This window comes from Nonomuraea rubra (genome assembly GCF_014207985.1).
GTDB lineage: Bacteria > Actinomycetota > Actinomycetes > Streptosporangiales > Streptosporangiaceae > Nonomuraea > Nonomuraea rubra.
In genome coordinates, this window is record NZ_JACHMI010000001.1 from 47,186 (window position 1) to 65,752 (window position 18,567).

Annotated in this window: 13 protein-coding genes; 9 read left to right on the plus strand and 4 right to left on the minus strand. The window is 71.0% G+C overall.

Going from position 1 to position 18,567, the window contains the following annotated elements; all coding sequences use genetic code 11:
- Nucleotides 1–12: 12 nt before the first annotated feature.
- Nucleotides 13–1,062: a polyprenyl synthetase family protein gene (locus HD593_RS00260; protein ID WP_185100125.1), complete on the minus strand. Its 1,050-nt coding sequence runs from the start codon at nucleotides 1,060–1,062 to the stop codon at nucleotides 13–15.
- A gap of 122 nt (nucleotides 1,063–1,184) precedes the next feature.
- Here HD593_RS00260 and HD593_RS00265 point away from each other — a divergent pair, with 122 nt between their 5' ends.
- Together HD593_RS00265 and ispG are read left to right on the plus strand one after the other, a co-directional pair.
- A complete protein-coding gene (locus tag HD593_RS00265) occupies nucleotides 1,185–2,933 on the plus strand; it encodes a 1-deoxy-D-xylulose-5-phosphate synthase (RefSeq protein WP_185100126.1) in 1,749 nt (582 codons plus the stop codon).
- Nucleotides 2,921–4,087: a flavodoxin-dependent (E)-4-hydroxy-3-methylbut-2-enyl-diphosphate synthase gene (ispG, locus tag HD593_RS00270; RefSeq protein WP_185100127.1), complete on the plus strand. Its 1,167-nt coding sequence runs from the start codon at nucleotides 2,921–2,923 to the stop codon at nucleotides 4,085–4,087. The genes HD593_RS00265 and ispG overlap by 13 nt, the downstream gene beginning before the upstream one ends.
- On the opposite strand, the gene HD593_RS00275 is transcribed toward ispG, so the two are convergent.
- Nucleotides 4,084–5,442, minus strand: a complete 1,359-nt coding sequence (locus HD593_RS00275; RefSeq protein WP_185100128.1) for a carbohydrate-binding protein — start codon at nucleotides 5,440–5,442, stop codon at nucleotides 4,084–4,086. The two genes, ispG and HD593_RS00275, sit on opposite strands and share 4 nt — an antisense overlap.
- A 79-nt stretch (nucleotides 5,443–5,521) precedes the next feature.
- A complete protein-coding gene (locus HD593_RS00280) occupies nucleotides 5,522–5,800 on the minus strand; it encodes a hypothetical protein (protein WP_185100129.1) in 279 nt (92 codons plus the stop codon).
- Between the two features lie 80 nt (nucleotides 5,801–5,880).
- Between HD593_RS00280 and HD593_RS00285 the strand changes: the two genes are divergently transcribed.
- The 5 genes from HD593_RS00285 to HD593_RS00305 all read left to right on the plus strand — a co-directional run bounded on the left by HD593_RS00285 (nucleotide 5,881) and on the right by HD593_RS00305 (nucleotide 10,085).
- A complete protein-coding gene (locus HD593_RS00285; protein WP_185100130.1) occupies nucleotides 5,881–7,062 on the plus strand; it encodes a zinc-dependent alcohol dehydrogenase in 1,182 nt (393 codons plus the stop codon).
- 52 nt (nucleotides 7,063–7,114) lie between these two features.
- Nucleotides 7,115–8,164 (plus strand): NAD-dependent epimerase/dehydratase family protein, encoded by a 1,050-nt coding sequence (locus HD593_RS00290; protein WP_185100131.1) that lies wholly within the window; start codon nucleotides 7,115–7,117, stop codon nucleotides 8,162–8,164.
- Nucleotides 8,165–8,266: 102 nt separating this feature from the next.
- Nucleotides 8,267–8,740, plus strand: a complete 474-nt coding sequence (locus HD593_RS00295) for an ATP-binding protein (protein ID WP_185100132.1) — start codon at nucleotides 8,267–8,269, stop codon at nucleotides 8,738–8,740.
- 33 nt (nucleotides 8,741–8,773) lie between these two features.
- Nucleotides 8,774–9,673, plus strand: coding sequence for a dihydropteroate synthase (gene folP / locus HD593_RS00300; RefSeq protein WP_312903295.1), 900 nt, complete (start codon nucleotides 8,774–8,776; stop codon nucleotides 9,671–9,673).
- Nucleotides 9,674–9,686: 13 nt separating this feature from the next.
- On the plus strand, nucleotides 9,687–10,085 hold the full coding sequence (locus tag HD593_RS00305; RefSeq protein ID WP_185100133.1) for a DnaJ family domain-containing protein: 399 nt from the start codon (nucleotides 9,687–9,689) through the stop codon (nucleotides 10,083–10,085).
- A 126-nt stretch (nucleotides 10,086–10,211) separates the two neighbouring features.
- On the opposite strand, the gene HD593_RS00310 is transcribed toward HD593_RS00305, so the two are convergent.
- Nucleotides 10,212–12,569 (minus strand): glycoside hydrolase family 6 protein, encoded by a 2,358-nt coding sequence (locus HD593_RS00310; protein ID WP_379490933.1) that lies wholly within the window; start codon nucleotides 12,567–12,569, stop codon nucleotides 10,212–10,214.
- 319 nt (nucleotides 12,570–12,888) lie between these two features.
- Here HD593_RS00310 and HD593_RS00315 point away from each other — a divergent pair, with 319 nt between their 5' ends.
- Nucleotides 12,889–15,780 (plus strand): glycoside hydrolase family 48 protein, encoded by a 2,892-nt coding sequence (locus HD593_RS00315; protein WP_312903296.1) that lies wholly within the window; start codon nucleotides 12,889–12,891, stop codon nucleotides 15,778–15,780.
- The gene (locus tag HD593_RS00320) at nucleotides 15,723–18,566 is read left to right on the plus strand and encodes a glycoside hydrolase family 9 protein (RefSeq protein WP_379478845.1); all 2,844 of its coding nucleotides are present in this window, start codon (nucleotides 15,723–15,725) and stop codon (nucleotides 18,564–18,566) included. The genes HD593_RS00315 and HD593_RS00320 overlap by 58 nt, the downstream gene beginning before the upstream one ends.
- Nucleotide 18,567: the final 1 nt, after the last annotated feature.

The following is an 18,567-nucleotide window of genomic DNA, read 5'->3' on the forward strand; positions in this document are numbered from 1 at the left end:
GGATGAAGCCCCTCACTTGGTGCGGTGCGCGAGCTGGTCGGCCATCGTGGCCAGCACCGTGGCGGCCTCGGGCTTGATCTGGGCCTCGCCCAGCGCGGTCATGGCCTCGCGCACGCGTTGTTCGATCATTTCCTCGACCCGGGCCAGCGCTCCGGTGTCGGTGAGGATCAGGCGCACCTCGGCGGCGCGCTCCTCGGTCAGCTCCGGGTTGCCGTGCCAGGCCCTCAGGTGGCGGAGCTGCGCGGGGGTGGCGTTCTGCACGGCGTGGGCGTACATCACGGTCTGCTTGCCCTCGCGCAGGTCGTCGAGAGCCGACTTGCCGGTCTCCGACGACGAGCCGAACGTGCCCAGCACGTCGTCGCGGAGCTGGAACGCCTCACCCAGCGGAACCCCGAACCTGGAGTACGCGTCCAGCAGCTCCGGCGGGGCGCCGGCCAGCGCGCCGCCGATCTGCAGCGGCCGCTCGACGGTGTACTTGGCGCTCTTGTAGCGGATGACCGTCAGCGCCTCGGCCTCGGTCGCGCCCGAGCGGAGCTGCGCCAGGACGTCGAGGTACTGGCCGCTGATGACCTCGGTGCGCATGGCGTCGAACAGGTGGTGGGCGGCACGCAGCCGCGCCGCCTCCACCCCGCACGACGACAGCAGCGCGTCCGACCAGGCGAGGCTGAGCGTGCCCAGCAGGATGCCGCCCGCCCGGCCGAACGCCTCCGCGCCCGGCCCCTGGTGCAGGTCCGTCAGACTCCTGTGCACGGTGGCCTGCCCGCGGCGGAGCTGGCTGCCGTCCATGATGTCGTCGTGGATGAGCAGGCCGGCGTGGCACAGCTCCAAGGCGGCGGCGGCGCTGATGATCTCCTCGCAGTCGTCGCCGCCGGCGCCGCGCCAGCCCCAGTAACACAGCTGCGGGCGCACTCGCTTGCCGCCGCCGAGGATGAAGTCGACCAGCAGGCCGTACGCGGCCTCGACGCCCGGATCGGACACGGGGTTCCGCCAGGCGTCGAGGAATCCGCTCAGCCGCCGGTCGATACGTGAGCCAAGGGAGGGCTGAGTGAAGCTCACCGGCATGCGCACGGCTCCTTCTGTCAGTCGGTCACTACCCCTAGTTACTCATTGAATACGGAGCGTGTAAAGTGTCTTTTGCGGCTCAAGCTTTCTTTTGCCACAGCAGTCCCACCTTTGGGGATGTCATGAAGACCCTGCTGCCTTACCTTTCAACCCCCGATGACCTGCGGTCCCTGCCTGCCGAGCTGCTGCCGGGCCTGGCCCGCGAGATCCGCGACTTCCTGATCGACAAGGTGAGCGCCAGAGGCGGTCACCTCGGCTCCAACCTCGGCATCGTGGAGATCACGATCGCGCTGCACCGGGTGTTCCGCTCGCCCGACGACGTGATCGTGTTCGACACGGGCCACCAGGCGTACGTCCACAAGATCCTCACCGGCCGCCGCGACGGCTTCGACACGCTGCGCTGCCGGGGCGGCCTGAGCGGCTACCCCAGCAGGGAGGAGTCCCCCCACGACCACCTGGCCAGCTCGCACGCCTCCACCGCGCTGGCCTACGCCGACGGCATGGCCAAGGCGCGCGGGATCGCCGGCGGCGACGCGCGGGCCGTGGTCGCGGTCGTCGGCGACGGCGCGCTGACCGGCGGCGTCGCCTGGGAGGCGCTCAACAACCTGGGCGCGGCCCGGCACCGGCCGGTCATCGTCGTGCTCAACGACAACGGCCGCTCCTACGCCCCCACGGTCGGCGGCTGCGCCGACCACCTCGGCCGGCTGCGCGCCGCCCCCGGCGTCACCGTCTTCGAGAACCTCGGCCTGCGTTACCTCGGCCCCGTGGACGGGCACGACATCGAGGCGCTGGAGCAGGCCATGCGGACGGCACTGGAGCTGCGCGCGCCGGTGGTGATCCACTGCCTGACCCGCAAGGGGCTCGGCTACGAGCCCGCCGAGCAGGATCTCGACGAGCACCTGCACGCGATCCCGGTCACCGACCCGGCGACCGGGCGGCCGCTGTCGCCGCGTACCACCACCTGGACGCACGCCTTCGCCCACCACCTGTGCGCGCTCGGCGAGCGGCGCGCCGACCTGGTCGCCATCACCGCTGCCATGCCGGGCCCGACGGGGCTGGCCGAGTTCGGCCGGCGGTTCCCCGAGCGCATGTTCGACGTCGGCATCGCCGAGCAGCACGCGCTGGCCTCGGCGGCGGGCCTGGCCATGTGCGGCCTGCACCCGGTGGTCGCCGTCTACGCCACCTTCCTCAACCGCGCCATCGACCAGGTGCTGATGGACGTGGCGCTGCACCGGCTGCCCGTCACGCTGGTGCTCGACCGGGCCGGGATCACCGGCCCCGACGGGCCCAGCCACCACGGCATGTGGGACCTGGCGGCGCTGGCCATGGTGCCCGGCATGCGGGTGGCCGCGCCGCGTGACGCGGTGCGGCTGTCGGAGCTGCTGGAGGAGGCGGTGGAGCACGACGGCCCCACGGCGCTGCGCTTCCCCAAGGCCGCGGCGGGCGCGGAGATCCCGCCCGCGGGCAGCGTCGGCGACGTCGACGTGCTCTCCTCCACCGGCCAGGACGTGCTGCTGGTGGCCGTCGGCCCGATGGCCGAGCCGTGCCTGAGCGCCGCCGCCATGTTGTCGGCCGCCGGCCTCGGCGTCACCGCCGTCGACCCGCGCTGGGTCATCCCGGTCTCCGCCGACCTGCGCAAGGCCCTGTGCGGCAGCCGGCTGGTCGTCACGGTCGAGGACGGCATCGCAGCCTCCGGGGCCGGCGCGCTGGTGCGGCAGGCCTGCGCGCCGGGCCAGCACGTGCTCAACCTGGGCCTGCCGTGCGAGTTCATCGGCCAGGGCAGCCGCTCGGAGCTGCTCGCCGAGGCCGGGCTGACCGGCCAGGGCATCGCGTACGCGATCAGAAAGGAGCTGAACAGATGGCCGCTGTAGAGCTGGGCCTGCCGTCCGTCCGCCGCGCGAGGCGGGCCTCCCGGCAGGTCATGGTGGGGGACGTGCCGGTCGGCGGCGACGCGCCCGTCTCGGTGCAGTCGATGACCACGACGGTCACCGCCGACGTGGACGCCACGCTGCAGCAGATCGCCGAGCTGACCGCGGCGGGCTGCCAGATCGTCAGGGTGGCGGTGCCGTCGCAGGACGACGCCGACGCGCTGCCCGACATCGCCCGCAGATCGCAGATCCCGGTCATCGCCGACATCCACTTCCAGCCCAAGTACGTCTTCGCCGCGATCGACGCCGGGTGCGCGGGGGTGCGGGTCAACCCCGGCAACATCAAGAGGTTCGACGACAGGGTGGGCGAGATCGCCAGGGCGGCGGCCGGCAGCGGCGTGCCGATCAGGATCGGGGTCAACGCCGGCTCGCTCGACCCCCGGCTGCTGGCCAGGCACGGCAGGGCCACGCCCGAGGCGCTGGTGGAGTCGGCGCTGTGGGAGTGCTCGCTGTTCGAGGAGCACGGGTTCCGCGACATCAAGATCTCGGTCAAGCACCACGACCCGCAGGTGATGGTGGCCGCCTACCGGCTGCTGGCCGCGCGCTGCGACTACCCGCTGCACCTGGGCGTGACCGAGGCCGGGCCGCTCATGCAGGGCACGGTCAAGTCGGCGGTGGCCTTCGGGGTGCTGCTCGACGAGGGGATCGGCGACACGATCAGGGTGTCGCTGTCCGCGCCTCCGGTGGAGGAGGTCAAGGTCGGCATCGGCATCCTGGAGTCGCTGGGCCTGCGGGAGCGGCGGCTGGAGATCGTCTCCTGCCCGTCGTGCGGGCGGGCCCAGGTGGACGTCTACACGCTGACCGACCGGGTGACGGCCGCGCTCGACGGGTTCCCGTACCCGCTGCGGGTGGCCGTGATGGGCTGCGTGGTCAACGGGCCCGGCGAGGCCCGCGAGGCCGATCTGGGCGTGGCCTCGGGCAACGGCAAGGGGCAGATCTTCGTCAAGGGCGAGGTGGTCAAGACGGTGCCGGAGTCGCGGATCGTGGAGACGCTGGTCGAGGAGGCCATGCGCCTGGCCGAGGAGGCCATGCGCCTGGCCGAGGATCGGGAGGCCCAGGCCGGGGAGGGGGCTCCCCGGCCCGGGAGCTCTGGTTAGATCCGCTGCCAGAGTGCGGGCACGTTCGGCGGCTCCCAGCCGGCCTGCGAGGTGTGGCCCTGCAGGCACCGGTAGGTGGCCCCGCCGTAGGTGACGGTGGCGCCGGCCGCGTACGCGGTGCCGGGCGCCCACGTGCCGCCGGGGTTCGTCGGCGTGACGGTCGGCGAGGGGCCGCCGCCCTGGGTGGCCAGGGTCAGCCCGTACGTCGAGAGGATCTCGTTGACGGGCTGGAAGTACGTCGTCCCGCCCGAGCTGCAGTTGCCCGAGCCGCCCGACGTCACGCCCTGGGCCTGGTCGCCGGAGATGAACGAGCCGCCCGAGTCGCCGGGTTCGGCGCAGACGCTGGTCCTGGTGACGCCGCTGACCGTGCCCTGCGGGTAGGTGACGCTGGTGTTGAGCTGCTGCACCGAGCCGCAGCGCCACTGGGTGGTCGAGCCGGAGCGGCAGATCGACGAGCCCGGCTGGGCCACGGTCGAGCCGCGGACCGGCAGGATGCCGGCGCTGTAGCCGTTCACCACGCCCACCGGGGTCCACTGGGTGTTGACCTCGACCCAGGCGTAGTCGTTGCCGGGGAAGGACGAGCCGCGGAACGTGCCCTGCGCCACCCGGTTGGAGCCCGAGGTGGTGGCGCCGGTGGTGCCGCAGTGTCCCGCGGTCACGAAGCCGCCCTGAGAGCCGGCCCGCGTCACCGAGAACCCGACCGAGCAGCGCGAGCCCGAGCCGATGTAGTAGGCGTCGCCGCCGCGTACGTCGTAGTAGGGGTGCGGCTGCTCATGCGAGCGCACCACGCGGACGGCCGAGGCGTCGGCGCCGCTGGCGCGGACCCAGGCGGCGGCCTTGGCGGGGGTGGAGGTCAGGACGACCACGGTGTTCTCGACGAGGTCCACGTACCAGACGGGCGCGGTACGCGGGGCCTTGGCGGACGCCTGGTCGAGGGCGGCCTTGACCTGGTCGAGCCGGTCGAGCGAGCGGGTGACCACGCGGGCCTCGACGCCGGCGGCCGTGATGGCGGGCGCCTTCGACGGGTCGGTGGTGGCGGCGACCGGGGTGGCGGTGGGGCCGGTCACCCAGGTGCCGGCGTACGCGGGGCCGAGCAGGGCCCGGAGCCTGGGCTCGATCCCGGCCGCGGCGGCCTCGTTCAGCAGCCGCTGCTCGGCCTGCTCACCGGTGACGCCGAGGTCGCGGGCGAGCGCGTCCACCAGGCCGGGAGGGGGGTCGGCCGTGACGGACGCGCTCGCCCTGGCCGCGGCGAACAGGGAGTCGTCCTGCCGCGCGGCGAGCGCGACGGCGGGGACCGCGATCAGGGCGACGGCCGCCAACGCGATGCCGGCCGTCAGGGTCTTTCTGGGGAGCATCGTGAACTCTCCTCGTACTGGGGGGTGCCGTCACCGTACGGGACCCGATACGAGGAGTGGTCGTGTCAAAAAACACCTATCACCGTGTTATGGCGGATCGCCCCTGGTCAGGCAGTTGCTCGTCGGCGAGCTCGAACGTCATGCCGTGGCTGCTGGTCACGGTGATCACCCGCCGCCCGAGCATCGTGCTCACCCGGCCGGCCACCTCCTGGAAGTTGCGCTGGCTGCCGGGGGTGTCGAGAGCGGCCAGGCGGACCGAGCCCTTCTCCAGCAGTTCCCTGGCGAGCCAGTCGGTCATCGCCGGGAGGAATCTGGCCATCTCGTCGGGGGTGAGCGGCGTGGGCTCCGTGCGTTCCATGCGGCGCAGTCTAGGGCGGCGGGCAGCGCTCGGAGCCGCTTGGAGCCGTTTGGAGGCATATGTGGGGGTATGCGGCATTTATGAAAGCAGTCACCTGGCACGGCAAGCGGGACGTACGGGTCGAGGAGGTTCCCGACCCGGCCATCAAGGAGGCCAACGACGCCATCATCAGGGTGACCAGCACCGGGATCTGCGGCTCCGACCTGCACCTGTACGAGGTGCTCGGGCCCTTCATGGCCGAGGGCGACATCCTGGGGCACGAGCCCATGGGCGTCGTCGAGGAGGTGGGGGCCGGAGTCGAGGGCCTCAAGCCCGGCGACCGCGTGGTGATCCCCTTCAACATCGCGTGCGGCCACTGCCACATGTGCGGGATGGAGCTCTACGCGCAGTGCGAGACCACCCAGGTCCGCGAGCGCGGCATGGGCGCCGCCCTGTTCGGCTACACCAAGCTCTACGGCCAGGTGCCCGGCGGGCAGGCCGAGTACCTGCGGGTGCCCGAGGCGCAGTTCGGCCCGATCAGGGTCCCCGACGGGCCGCCGGACGAGCGCTTCCTGTACCTGTCCGACGTGCTGCCCACCTCCTGGCAGGCCGTCGCGTACGCGGAGATCCCCGACGGCGGCAGCGTGGCCGTCTTCGGGCTCGGCCCCATCGGCCAGATGTGCGCCCGCATCGCGCGCCACCTCGGCCACCGCGTGATCGGCGTGGACGGCATCACCACCCGCCTGGAGATGGCCCGCCGCCACGGCATCGAGGTCATCGACGCCAGCGAGGTGCACGACGTGCCCGAGGAGATCCGGCAGCGCACCTCCGGGCGCGGTACCGACTCCGTCATCGACGCCGTCGGCATGGAGGCCCACGGCTCGCCCGCCGCCAAGCTCGCCCAGACGCTGACCGGGCTGCTGCCCGACGCGATGGCCGCGCCGCTCATGGCGAACGCCGGCGTGGACCGGCTGGCGGCGCTCAACCAGGCCATCGACTCCGTCCGGCGCGGCGGCGTCATCTCGATCATCGGCGTGTACGGCGGCATGACCGACCCCATGCCGATGCTGCGCCTGTTCGACAAGGGCATCACGCTGCGCATGGGCCAGGCCCACGTCAAGCGGTGGATCCCGATGCTCATGCCGCTGGTGACGGACGACGCCGACCCGCTCGGGGTCATGGACCTGACCACCCACCGGATGCCGCTGGAGCAGGCGCCTCAGGCGTACGAGATGTTCCAGAGGAAGGCCGACGGCGCCGTGAAGGTCATGCTCCAGCCCTGAAATCCGCAGCTCACAGTGTTTCGTGCCCGGGGAGCGGGGCAGCGGAGCACGCATGAGAGTCGTGGTGGTGGGAGCAACCGGGAACGTCGGCACCAGCGTGGTGCGCGCGCTGGCCGCGGACGGCGGCGTGACCTCGATCGTCGGGGTCGCCCGCCGGCTGCCCGGATGGCGGATCGACCGCACCGACTGGCGTCAGGCCGACGTCGCGACGGCCGACCTGACGCGGATCTTCGACGGCGCCGACGCGGTGGTGCACCTGGCGTGGCTGTTCCAGCCGACCAGGGACCCCGCCACCACCTGGCGGGCCAACGTCCTGGGCAGCATGCGCGTCTTCCGCGCCGCCGCCGAGGCCGGGGTGCCCGCGCTGGTGCACGCCTCCTCCGTGGGGGCGTACTCGCCGGGGCCCAAGGACCGGCCCGTGGACGAGAGCTGGCCGACGCACGGCTGGCCCGGCGCCGCGTACGGGCGGGAGAAGGCGTACGTCGAGCGGGTGCTCGACGTCTTCGAGCACGACCACCCGAACATTCGCGTGGTCCGCATGCGGCCCGGCTTCATCTTCCAGCGGGCCGCGGCCACCGAGCAGCGCAGGCTGTTCGCCGGGCCGTTCCTGCCGCGGCGGCTCGTCAAGGCGGGGCGGATCCCGTTCGTGCCCGACATTCCCGGGCTGCGGCTGCAGGCGCTGCACGCCGAGGACGCGGCGCAGGCGTACCGGCTGGCCGTGGTCAAACCCGTGCGGGGCGCGTTCAACCTCGCGGCCGAGCCGGTGCTCGACGCGTACGAGCTGGCCAGGGTGCTGGACACGCGCACGGTACGGGTGCCGCGCGGCCTGGCCACCGCGGCCGTGGCCGCGGGCTGGCACCTCAGGCTCATCCCCGCCGCGCCCGGGCTGCTGGAGCTGGCCCTTCGGGTTCCGGTCATGAAGATCGATCGGGCCCGCGAAGTGCTCGGCTGGCAGCCTCGGTACGCGTCGGAGGAGGCCATCAGAGAGCTGTTCGAAGGGTTGCACGACGGTGCGGGCATGGAGACCGCGCCGCTGGCGCCCGACGCCGGTCCCGTCGCGCGGGTACGCGAGCTCGCGACGGGAATTGGCGGACGTCCGTAACCAGATGACTGTGTGTAAGTTCCGTCGGCCGGGGAAAAGGAATGACCACGCGAGGTCCTGAAGCGCGGCCTGCGTGTCGAATCGGACGACACGGAGGAGCGCATGCGTACCTTGATCGCCCAGACCTTCACCCTTCAGGACGTGAGCAAGCTGCGTCACGTCGTCGCCGAGCACGCCGAGACCTGCGGGCTGCACGGGCCGCGGCTGGACGACTTCGTGCTCGCCGTCCACGAGAGCGTGGTCAACGCCGTCGAGCACGCGGGCGGGTGCGGGCGGTTCAAGCTCTACACCGTGGACGGCGTCATCTGCTCCGAGACGAGTGACCGGGGGGCGGGCATCCCCGAGCCGTACGTCAACGGGGCCAAGCGGCCGTCCGACTCGTCGTACACGGGGCGGGGCATCTACCTGATCCGCAGGCTGTGCGATGCCGCCGACTTCCGTACCGGGCCGACCGGCACCACCGTCCTGCTCACCATGCGGTTACCGCGTCCGGCCGGGCTGAACTCCCGCGGCCGCATGCGGCGCATCAGGGTCACCGCCCCGGGCGGGCGCCCGTTCGGCCGGTTCACCGCCTGACCTGCGCCTGCGCCTGCCAGGTAGGCTCGAGGGGTGAGCGGCGAGAAGCTTTCCCCTGAGATCATCTCACCCGTCCGGCGCATCGGCCGGCGCGAGTTCGATTTCGAACGCCAGGTCGCCATCATGGCCATCGTCAACCGGACTCCCAACTCCTTCCACGACCAGGGGCGCACCTTCGAGCTCGACAGCGCCGTCGCGGCCGCCACGAAGGCCGTGGACGAGGGGGCCGACTGGGTCGACATCGGCGGCTTCGCCTTCAGCGCCGCCCAGGCGCAGATCGCGGTGGACGAGGAGATCGACCGGGTGGTGCCGGTCATCGCCAGGGTCAGGGCCGCCACCGACGCCGTGATCTCGGTCGACACCCACCGGCCCGAGGTGGCTGCGGCCGCCGTCGAGGCCGGGGCCGACGTGATCAACGACACCAACGGGCTGCGCGAGCCCGGCATGGCCGAGGTCGCGGCCGGGACCGGCGCCAGCGTCGTGGTCACCCACAGCCTCGGCGGGCCGGGCCGGCGCGTCTTCCGGCCCAGCTACGCCGACGTCGTCAGCGAGGTGGCCGACTTCCTGCGCGAGCGGGTCTCGGCCGCGCTGAAGGCCGGGATCGCCCCGGAGAAGATCATCATCGATCCGGGGCACGACCTGAACAAGAACACCTTCCACTCCCTGGAGCTGACGCGGCGGCTGGAGGAGATCACCGCCATCGGCTATCCGACACTGGTGGCGCTGTCCAACAAGGACTTCATCGGGGAGACGCTCGACCGGCCCCAGGGCGAGCGGAAGGAAGGCACGATCGCCGCCAACGTGGTCTCCATCCTCAAGGGGGCCCGCATCCTGCGCGTGCACGACGTGGCGGCCACCGTCGCGTCCGTCCGCATGACCGAGGCCGTGCTGGGGTGGCGCGGTCCGGTCGCCCCGACCCACAACCTGGCGTGAGGAGGATCCGTACGTGACCGATCGCAAGCCCATCGGGATGCCCTTCGAGAGCTGGATCGACCGGCAGATCAGGGAGGCGGAGGAGCGGGGCGAGTTCCAGGACCTGCCCGGGAAGGGCAAGCCGCTGCCCGGTGAGGGGCGGCCGCTCGACGAGATGTGGTGGATCAAGCAGAAGGTCCAGAGCGAAGGGCTGTCGATGCCGCTGCCTCCCACGCTGGCGCTGCGCAAGGAGGCCGAGGAGGCGCTGGCCGCGGCGCGCGGGGCGCGGTCGGAGACCGAGGTGCGGCGCACGGTCGAGGAGATCAACGACAAGATCCGGAAGGCGATCCGCACGGGGCTGCCGGGGCCGCCGCTCAACCTGGTGCCCTTCGACGTGGACCGGATCGTCTCGGAGTGGCGGCAGTCGCGGTGAGCACGGGAAAGGGGCCCGGGCGTGCGGCCCGGGCCCCTTTCTGGTTGATGAGGGACCCGGGTCAGGCGGGCCCCTCGGGCCGGTCGGGGGCCCGGGTCAGGCGGGTCCCCGGCCGGCCGGGTCCATTCAGTTGACGGGCGGGTAGGCGTTGGCGAGCAGCTCGCGGAACTGGGCGGAGAACCACTGGCCCGAGAGCGGCGCGTCGGCCTTGGCACCCGACATGTTGTTGCCGTTGAGGCTGTTGCCGGTGTACGTCGGGTCGCACATCCGGTCGAACTTCTTGCCCTCGTCGTTCGGGATGTCCCGGCTGGCGCCGTCGGACTCGCCCGGGGGCTTGATCCAGACGTAGGCGTCGAGGCCGGCGGCCGGGCTGGCCGTCGGGCGGGCACCCAGGCCGGCGCCGCTCTGGTTGCACCAGTTGCCGGCGTGGATCCGCTTGTCGACGCGCGACTGGTTGACGAACTCGTCCACGTTGGTCGAGGTGCTCGGCCCGCTCGGGCGGGCGCTGCCGCCCCAGCCGTTGCGGGAGGTGTCGATCAGCATGCCCAGGCCGGAGCGGAAGCCCTTGGCGACGAGCGCGTTGCGCAGGGCGACGGCGAAGGTCTGCTCGTCGACGTAGTAGTTCCAGTCCACCCACTTGGACTGCCTGACCGAGGTGTTGTTCGGCCCCACCGTGGTGTTGATGGTGAAGTGCGGCTCGGACGTGGCGGAGTAGTTGGCGGTGTTGACGATGAACCCGTCCACGCTGTCCACCCCGGCGGTGGCGCCGGCGACGGTCTCGTAGAAGAGGTTCACCGACGGCTGGAAGTTCGAGTCCCAGCCCAGCCAGGCGTGGTGGGCGGCGTCGATGTAGGTGTAGACGTTCGTGATGGCGTGCAGCTGGTTGAGCGCGTACCGGACGCCGTCACGGTAGCCGCCGGCGCCGTTGGCCTCGCGGCACTTCTCGAAGGAGTTGAGGTTGGTGACGAGGTTCGGCAGCGAGTCGGGCTCGATGATCGTGACGATGCGCAGGTTGGCGTACGCGGAGTCGCGCATGATGGCCGCGATCGGGTCGATGTACTCGGTCTTGTAGCGGTTGAACCCGTCCTGGGCGATGAGCAGCTCGCCGTTGGAGGCCAGCGCCGAGCAGTCGCGGTTGGGCAGGTTGTAGATGACGACCTGGATGGTCAGCGGTGCGGAGCCGTTGGCGGCGTCCTGCCTGACGGCCTCGTCGAGGTGGGCGCGCAGGCCCATGGCGTTGGCGTTGCCGGCGATGGCGGCGATGCGGTCCATCCACACGGCGGTGGAGGTGTTGGCGACCGCCGAGCCGCCGGGCTCGGCCGCGGCCTTGGCGCTCCAGTTCGGGTTCACGTAGCCGGTGGCGCCGGCGTACGGGTTCTCGACGTGGGTGGGGTTGGGGCCGCCGTCGTCGTCGGCCTCGGTGGCGGTGACCGTACGGGAGGTCAGGCCGGTGGAGGCGACGGTGAAGGTGCGGCTGCCGTTCGTCGTGTCGGTGTCCTGCGCGGCGGCCAGGGTGACCGTCTGCGGGGTGTTCCAGTTCGACGTGGTGAAGGTGAGCGAGGCGCCGGAGCTGACGGTGAGGCTGCTGTCGCCGCTGCCCGCCGTCGTGGTGACGGTCACGCTGGAGCTGGGCTGGGCGGCCAGGCGCGCGGTGAACGTGCCGGTCGAGCCCTCGGAGACGGTGACCGCGGTCGGCGTCACGACGATCGACTGCTCGACGGTCGCGTCGTCGTCCACCTCGGTGGCGTTGACCGTGACGCCGGTGACGCCGGTGCCGCCGACGCTGAAGGCGGCGGTGCCCGCGGTGGTGTCGGCGTCCTGGGCGGCGGCCAGGGTGATGGTCTGCGGGGTGTTCCAGTTGCTCGGGGTGAAGGTGAGCGAGCCGCCGGAGGTGACGGTCAGGTCGGTGTCACCGCTGGTCCGGGCGGTGGTGACGGTGACGTTCGAGCTCGGCGCGGAGGAGAGCCTGGCCGTGAACGTGGCCGTGCCGCCCTCGTTGACCGCCACCGCGCTGGAGGAGGTGACGACCGCCGGGGTGGTCGGGCCCGTGCCGCCGCAGGTGGTGCTGTTGACGCTGAACGACTCCGGGTTCGGGTTGGTGCCGGACCAGGTGCCGTTGAAGCCGATGGAGACGGACGCGCCGGTGGCCAGGCTGCCGTTGTACGGCATGTTGGTGCCGGTCACGCGCGTACCGGACTGGCTCCAGTTCGCGCCCCAGCCGGTGGGGGTGTACTTCTGGCCGGTGGTCGGGTAGTCGAAGGCCAGCGACCACGAGGTCAGCGGGTCACCGGTGTTCTTCAACGTGATGCTCGCGGTGAATCCGCCCTGACCAGGGCTGCTCGTCCACGAGTTGGCTGTGTAGGTCACGTCGCAGGCGACGGCGGCGTTCGCGGCCGTGGTCTGGCCGACGACGAGCCCTAAGGCCGCGACACTCGCGGCGGTCATCGTCACGGCCCATTTGCGGAGGCCGCGGTGGAGTCTCACGAGCGATCATCTCCAGTACTTAGATGGCTGGGAGCGCTCCCATGGTGTGCCGTGGTCCGGGCTGTGTAAATCGGCCCCCCGCCGGCAGGGTGTCCACCGCCCCGCATGCTCGTTGAATGCCCCGGAACGAGGATGAAACTTTCATCCCGGGCAGCCTGGTGAGAGGAAACACGGGGGTTACCGCGACGCCATTCCGTTGACATACGCCGGAGGGCACCCACAATCCACTTTGGGAGCGCTCCCACACCCCTACTCCCATGGAGACCTCGTGAAGTACAGACCTCCCATCCTTTTGACCCGCTTATCGAAACGCCTCGCCGTGGCCACCACCCTTGTCCTCGTGGCGGGCGTGACCTCGGCCGTTACGGCCGCGCCCGCCCAGGCGGCCGTGGCGTGCGACGTGACGTACGCGGCCAACCAGTGGACGAGCGGCCAGAACCAGGGCGGCTTCACCGCCAACATCACGCTGAAGAACACCGGCGACCCCATCACGTCATGGACGCTGGCCTTCGACTACCCGACCACCGGCCAGCGGTACACCCCCACCGGCTGGGGCGCGAACTGGAGCCAGTCCGGCACCCGCGTGACCGGCACCAACATGCCGTGGAACGGCAACCTGGCCACCGGCGCCTCCACCAACATCGGCTTCAACGGCACCTGGACGGGCAGCAACCCGAACCCGACCTCGTTCAGCGTGAACGGCGTCACCTGCGGCGGCACCGGCACCGCGCCCACCGTGTCGCTGACCTCGCCGACCGCCGGCCAGACGTTCACCGCCCCGGCCACCGTGCCGATCTCGGCGAACGCCGCCGACGCCGACGGCACCGTGGCGAAGGTCGACTTCTACCAGGGCTCCACGCTGCTCGGCACCGACACCTCCTCGCCGTACAGCTACAACTGGCAGAACGTGGCGGCAGGCAGCTACTCGATCACCGCCAGGGCGACCGACAACGCCGGCCTGGTCACCACCTCGGCCCCGGTCGGCATCACGGTCTCGCCGGACACGGGCCCGGCGCTCGTGGTGAGCCCGACGACCGTGTCCGTGCCCGAGACGGGCACCGCGAACTTCGGCGTGAAGCTGTCGCAGGCCCCCTCGGCGAACGTGACCGTCTCCGCCGCCCGCGCCAGCGGTGACACGGACCTCACGGTCACGCCCGCGTCCAGGACGTTCACCCCGTCCAACTGGAACACCGAGCAGACCTTCACGCTCGGCGCGGCCGACGACGCCGACACGACCGCCGGCTCGGCCGTCTTCCGGGTCAGCGCCACCGGCTACACCCCCGTGGACGTCACCGCCAACGAGGCGGACGACGACGTCGGCGGCGACAACGTCTACGTCCAGCGCTTCGTCGAGCTCTACAACGAGCTCCACGACCCGGCCAACGGGTACTTCTCGCCCGAGGGCGTGCCGTACCACTCGATCGAGACCTTCATGGTCGAGGCGCCGGACCACGGGCACGAGACCACGTCCGAGGCCTACAGCTACTACCTGTGGCTGGAGGCGGCGTACGGCCGGGTGACCGGCGACTGGTCGAAGTTCAACACCGCGTGGGCGTCGATGGAGAAGTACATCATCCCGGCCACCGCCGACCAGCCGACGAACTCGTTCTACAACGCCTCGAAGCCGGCGACGTACGCGCCCGAGCACAACACGATCAGCAACTACCCGTCGCAGCTCGACAGCGGCGTCTCGGTCGGCACCGACCCGATCGCGAGCGAGCTGCAGACCGCGTACGGCACCCGCGACATCTACGGCATGCACTGGCTGCTGGACGTCGACAACACCTACGGCTTCGGCCGCTGCGGCGACGGCACGACCAGGCCCGCCTACATCAACACCTACCAGCGCGGCCCGGAGGAGTCGGTCTTCGAGACGATCCCGCAGCCGTCCTGCGACACCTTCGCCCACGGCGGCCCGAACGGCTACCTGGACCTGTTCACCAAGGACGCCTCGTACGCCAAGCAGTGGAAGTACACCAACGCCCCCGACGCCGACGCCCGCGCCGTCCAGGCCGCCTACTGGGCGCTGACCTGGGCCAAGGAGCAGAACAAGGCCGCGGACATCTCCGCCACCGTGGCCAAGGCCGCCAAGATGGGCGATTACCTGCGCTACGCGATGTACGACAAGTACTTCAAGCAGCCCGGGTGCACCAGCCCGTCGTGCCCGGCCGGCACCGGCAAGAACGCCTCCAACTACCTGCTGAGCTGGTACTACGCCTGGGGCGGCGCGACCGACTCCAGCGCCGGTTGGGCCTGGCGCATCGGCTCCAGCCACAACCACTCCGGCTACCAGAACCCGTTCGCCGCCTGGGCGCTGTCCAACGTGACCGAGCTCAGGCCCAAGAGCTCCACCGGCGCGGCCGACTGGAGCACCAGCCTGACCCGCCAGCTGCAGTTCTACACCTGGCTGCAGTCGGCCGAGGGCGCCATCGCCGGTGGCGCCACCAACAGCTGGAACGGCAGCTACAGCACGCCGCCCGCCGGTCTGCCGAAGTTCCACGGCATGACCTACGACTGGCAGCCGGTCTACCACGACCCGCCGTCGAACCAGTGGTTCGGCTTCCAGGCGTGGACCATGGACCGGGTGGCGCAGCTCTACTACGCCACCGGCAACGCCAACGCCAAGGCGCTGCTCGACAAGTGGGTGACGTGGGCGCTGGACAACACCACGATCAACGCCGACGGCAGCTACCAGATCCCGTCCACGCTGCGCTGGACCGGCCAGCCCGCGGGTGACTTCAACGCCACCAGCGGCATGCCGCCGGCCAACCCCGGCCTGCACGTGACCGTCGTGGACCACACGCAGGACGTGGGCGTCGCCGGCGCGTACGCCAAGGTCCTGATGTACTACGCGGCCAAGGCCAACCACGCCGAGGCGCGCGACACGGCCAAGGCGCTGCTCGACGGCATCTGGGACAACCGTGACGCCGAGGGCGTCTCGGTGCCGGAGACCAAGACCGACTACCAGCGCGTGGACGACCCCGTCTACGTGCCGCCGGGCTGGAGCGGCGAGATGCCCAACGGCGACCCGATCAACTCGAACTCCACGTTCCTGTCGATCAGGTCGTTCTACGAGGACGACCCGGACTGGCCGAAGGTCCAGGCGTTCCTGAACGGCACCGGCCCCGCGCCGGTCTTCAACTACCACCGGTTCTGGGCGCAGGTGGACGTCGCCGTCGCCCTGGCCGAGTACGGACGGCTCTTCCCGTGATCCGAAAGGCAGCTCTGATCGCTGCGGCGTCGCTGGTCCTGCCCCTCTGCGTAGGGGCAGGGCCGGTGGCCCATGCCGCAAACGCAGCCGCACCCGCCTTCGCCTACGGCGAGGCGTTGCAGAAGTCGCTGTGGTTCTACGAGGCCCAGCAGTCGGGCGCGCTGCCCGACTGGAACCGCGTCTCCTGGCGCGGCGACTCGGGCCTGAACGACGGCAAGGACGTGGGCGTGGACCTCACGGGCGGCTGGTACGACGCGGGCGACCACGTCAAGTTCGGCTTCCCGATGGCGTTCTCGGCCACCATGCTGGCCTGGGGCGCGGTGGAGTACCGCGACGCGTACGCGGGCTCCGGCCAGCTCACCCACCTGCTGAACAACCTCAAGTTCGTCAACGACTACTTCATCAAGGCCCACCCGTCGCCGAACGTGCTCTACGGGCAGGTCGGCAACGGCGGCACGGACCACGCCTGGTGGGGCCCGGCCGAGGCGATGGCGATGAACCGGCCCGCGTACAAGATCGACGCCTCGTGCGGCGGGTCGGACCTGGCGGGCGAGACGGCGGCGGCGATGGCGGCCTCCTCGATCGTCTTCCGCCCGACGAACCCGTCGTACGCCGACACGCTGGTGACGCACGCCAAGCAGCTGTACTCCTTCGCCGACACCGTCAGGAAGAAGTACAGCGAGTGCATCACCGACGCCTCCAGCTTCTACAACTCCTGGAGCGGCTTCAACGACGAGCTGGTGTGGGGCGCGATCTGGCTCTACCGGGCCACGAACGACGCCTCCTACCTGGCCAAGGCCGAGAGCGGCTACGCCAACCTGGGCACCGAGCCGCAGAGCACCACCAAGTCGTACAAGTGGACGATCGCCTGGGACGACAAGTCGTACGGGGCCTACGTGCTGCTGCACAAGCTGACCGGCAAGCAGCAGTACCTGGACGACGCCAACCGCTGGCTCGACTTCTGGACGGTCGGCGTGAACGGCCAGAAGGTGGCGTACTCGCCGGGCGGCCAGGCCGTCCTGGACCGGTGGGGCTCGCTGCGCTACGCGGCGAACACCTCGTTCGCGGCGCTCGTGCACAGCGACTCGATCACCGACGCCACGCGCAAGGCCCGCTACCACGACTTCGCGGTACGGCAGATCAACTACGCGCTCGGCGACAACCCGCGCAACTCCTCCTACGTGGTCGGCTTCGGCGCGAACCCGCCGAAGAACCCGCACCACCGCACGGCGCACGGCTCGTGGACCGACCAGATCACCAACCCCGAGCAGACCCGCCACACCCTGTACGGCGCGCTCGTCGGCGGCCCGCCGAGCCCGGACGACGCCTACACCGACAAGCGCGACGACTACGTCATGAACGAGGTCGCCACCGACTACAACGCCGGCTTCACCAGCGCGCTGGCCCGCCTCTACAAGGAGTACGGCGGCGCTCCGGCGGCGAACTTCCCGGTGGCGGAGACCCCGGACGGGCCCGAGATCTTCGTCGAGGCGGGCGTGAACGCCTCGGGGAGCAACTTCACCGAGATCAAGGCGATCGTCCGCAACCAGTCGGCCTGGCCCGCCAGGGTCCTGTCCGACGGCTCGTTCCGCTACTACTTCACCCTCGACGGCTCGACGACCGCCTCGCAGATCAGCGTGTCGTCGGCCTACACGCAGTGCAAGGCGCCGACGCTGCACCAGGCGAGCGGCAGCACGTACTACGTGTCGATCGACTGCTCGGGCCAGGACATCGCGCCCGCCGGGCAGTCGCAGCACCGCAGGGAGGTGCAGTTCAGGATCAGCAGCTCGGGGACCTGGGACCCGGCCAACGACTGGTCCTACGCGGGCATCCCGACCACGCCGGGCACGACGCCGGCGCGTACGGACCGCATCACCCTCCACAGCGGCGCCACCAAGATCTGGGGTGAGCCCCCCGGTCCGGTGGAAGAGGACACGACCGCGCCCGGCAAGCCGGGCAAGCCCGCCGTCTCGGCGATCACGGGCTCCTCGGCCAGGCTGAGCTGGACCGCTTCCACCGACAACGTCGGCGTGACCGGCTATGACGTCTACCTGGGGTCCACCAAGGTAGGCACGGCCACCACGGCGTCGTTCGACCTGAGCGGGCTCACCCCTGCCACGGACTACACCGCCCACGTGGTGGCGAAGGACGCGGCAGGCAACACCTCGGCGCAGTCCGACAGCACGGCGTTCACCACCTCGGACACGGTGGACGGGACGCCGCCCAGCAAGCCCGGCAAGCCCTCGGTGTCCGGGATCACCGCCACGGGCGCACGGGTGAGCTGGGCGGCGTCCACGGACAACGTCGGCGTGACCGGTTACGACGTCTACCTGGGGTCCACCAGGGCAGGCACGGCCACGACGACGTCGTTCGACCTGAGCGGGCTGACGCCCGGCACCGCGTACACGGTGACCGTGGTGGCCAGGGACGCGGCGGGCAACAGCTCGACCGCCTCCGACGGCACCGCGTTCACCACGACCGACGCGCCGGACGGCGGGTGCACGGCCACCTACAAGGTGGTCAACTCGTGGAGCGGCGCGTACCAGGCAGAGGTGACGGTGAAGAACGCCGGCACGTCCGCGACCAGCGCGTGGACGGTCACCTGGAGCTCGTCGAACTCGATCACGCAGCTCTGGGGCGGCAAGCACACCGCGTCCGGTGGCACGGTCACGGTGAGGAACGAGGCGTGGAACGGCGCGCTCGCGCCGAACGCGACCACCACGTTCGGCTTCATCGCCAGCGGCACGTCCGCCACTCCGGACCCGATCACCTGCACCCCGGCCTGAC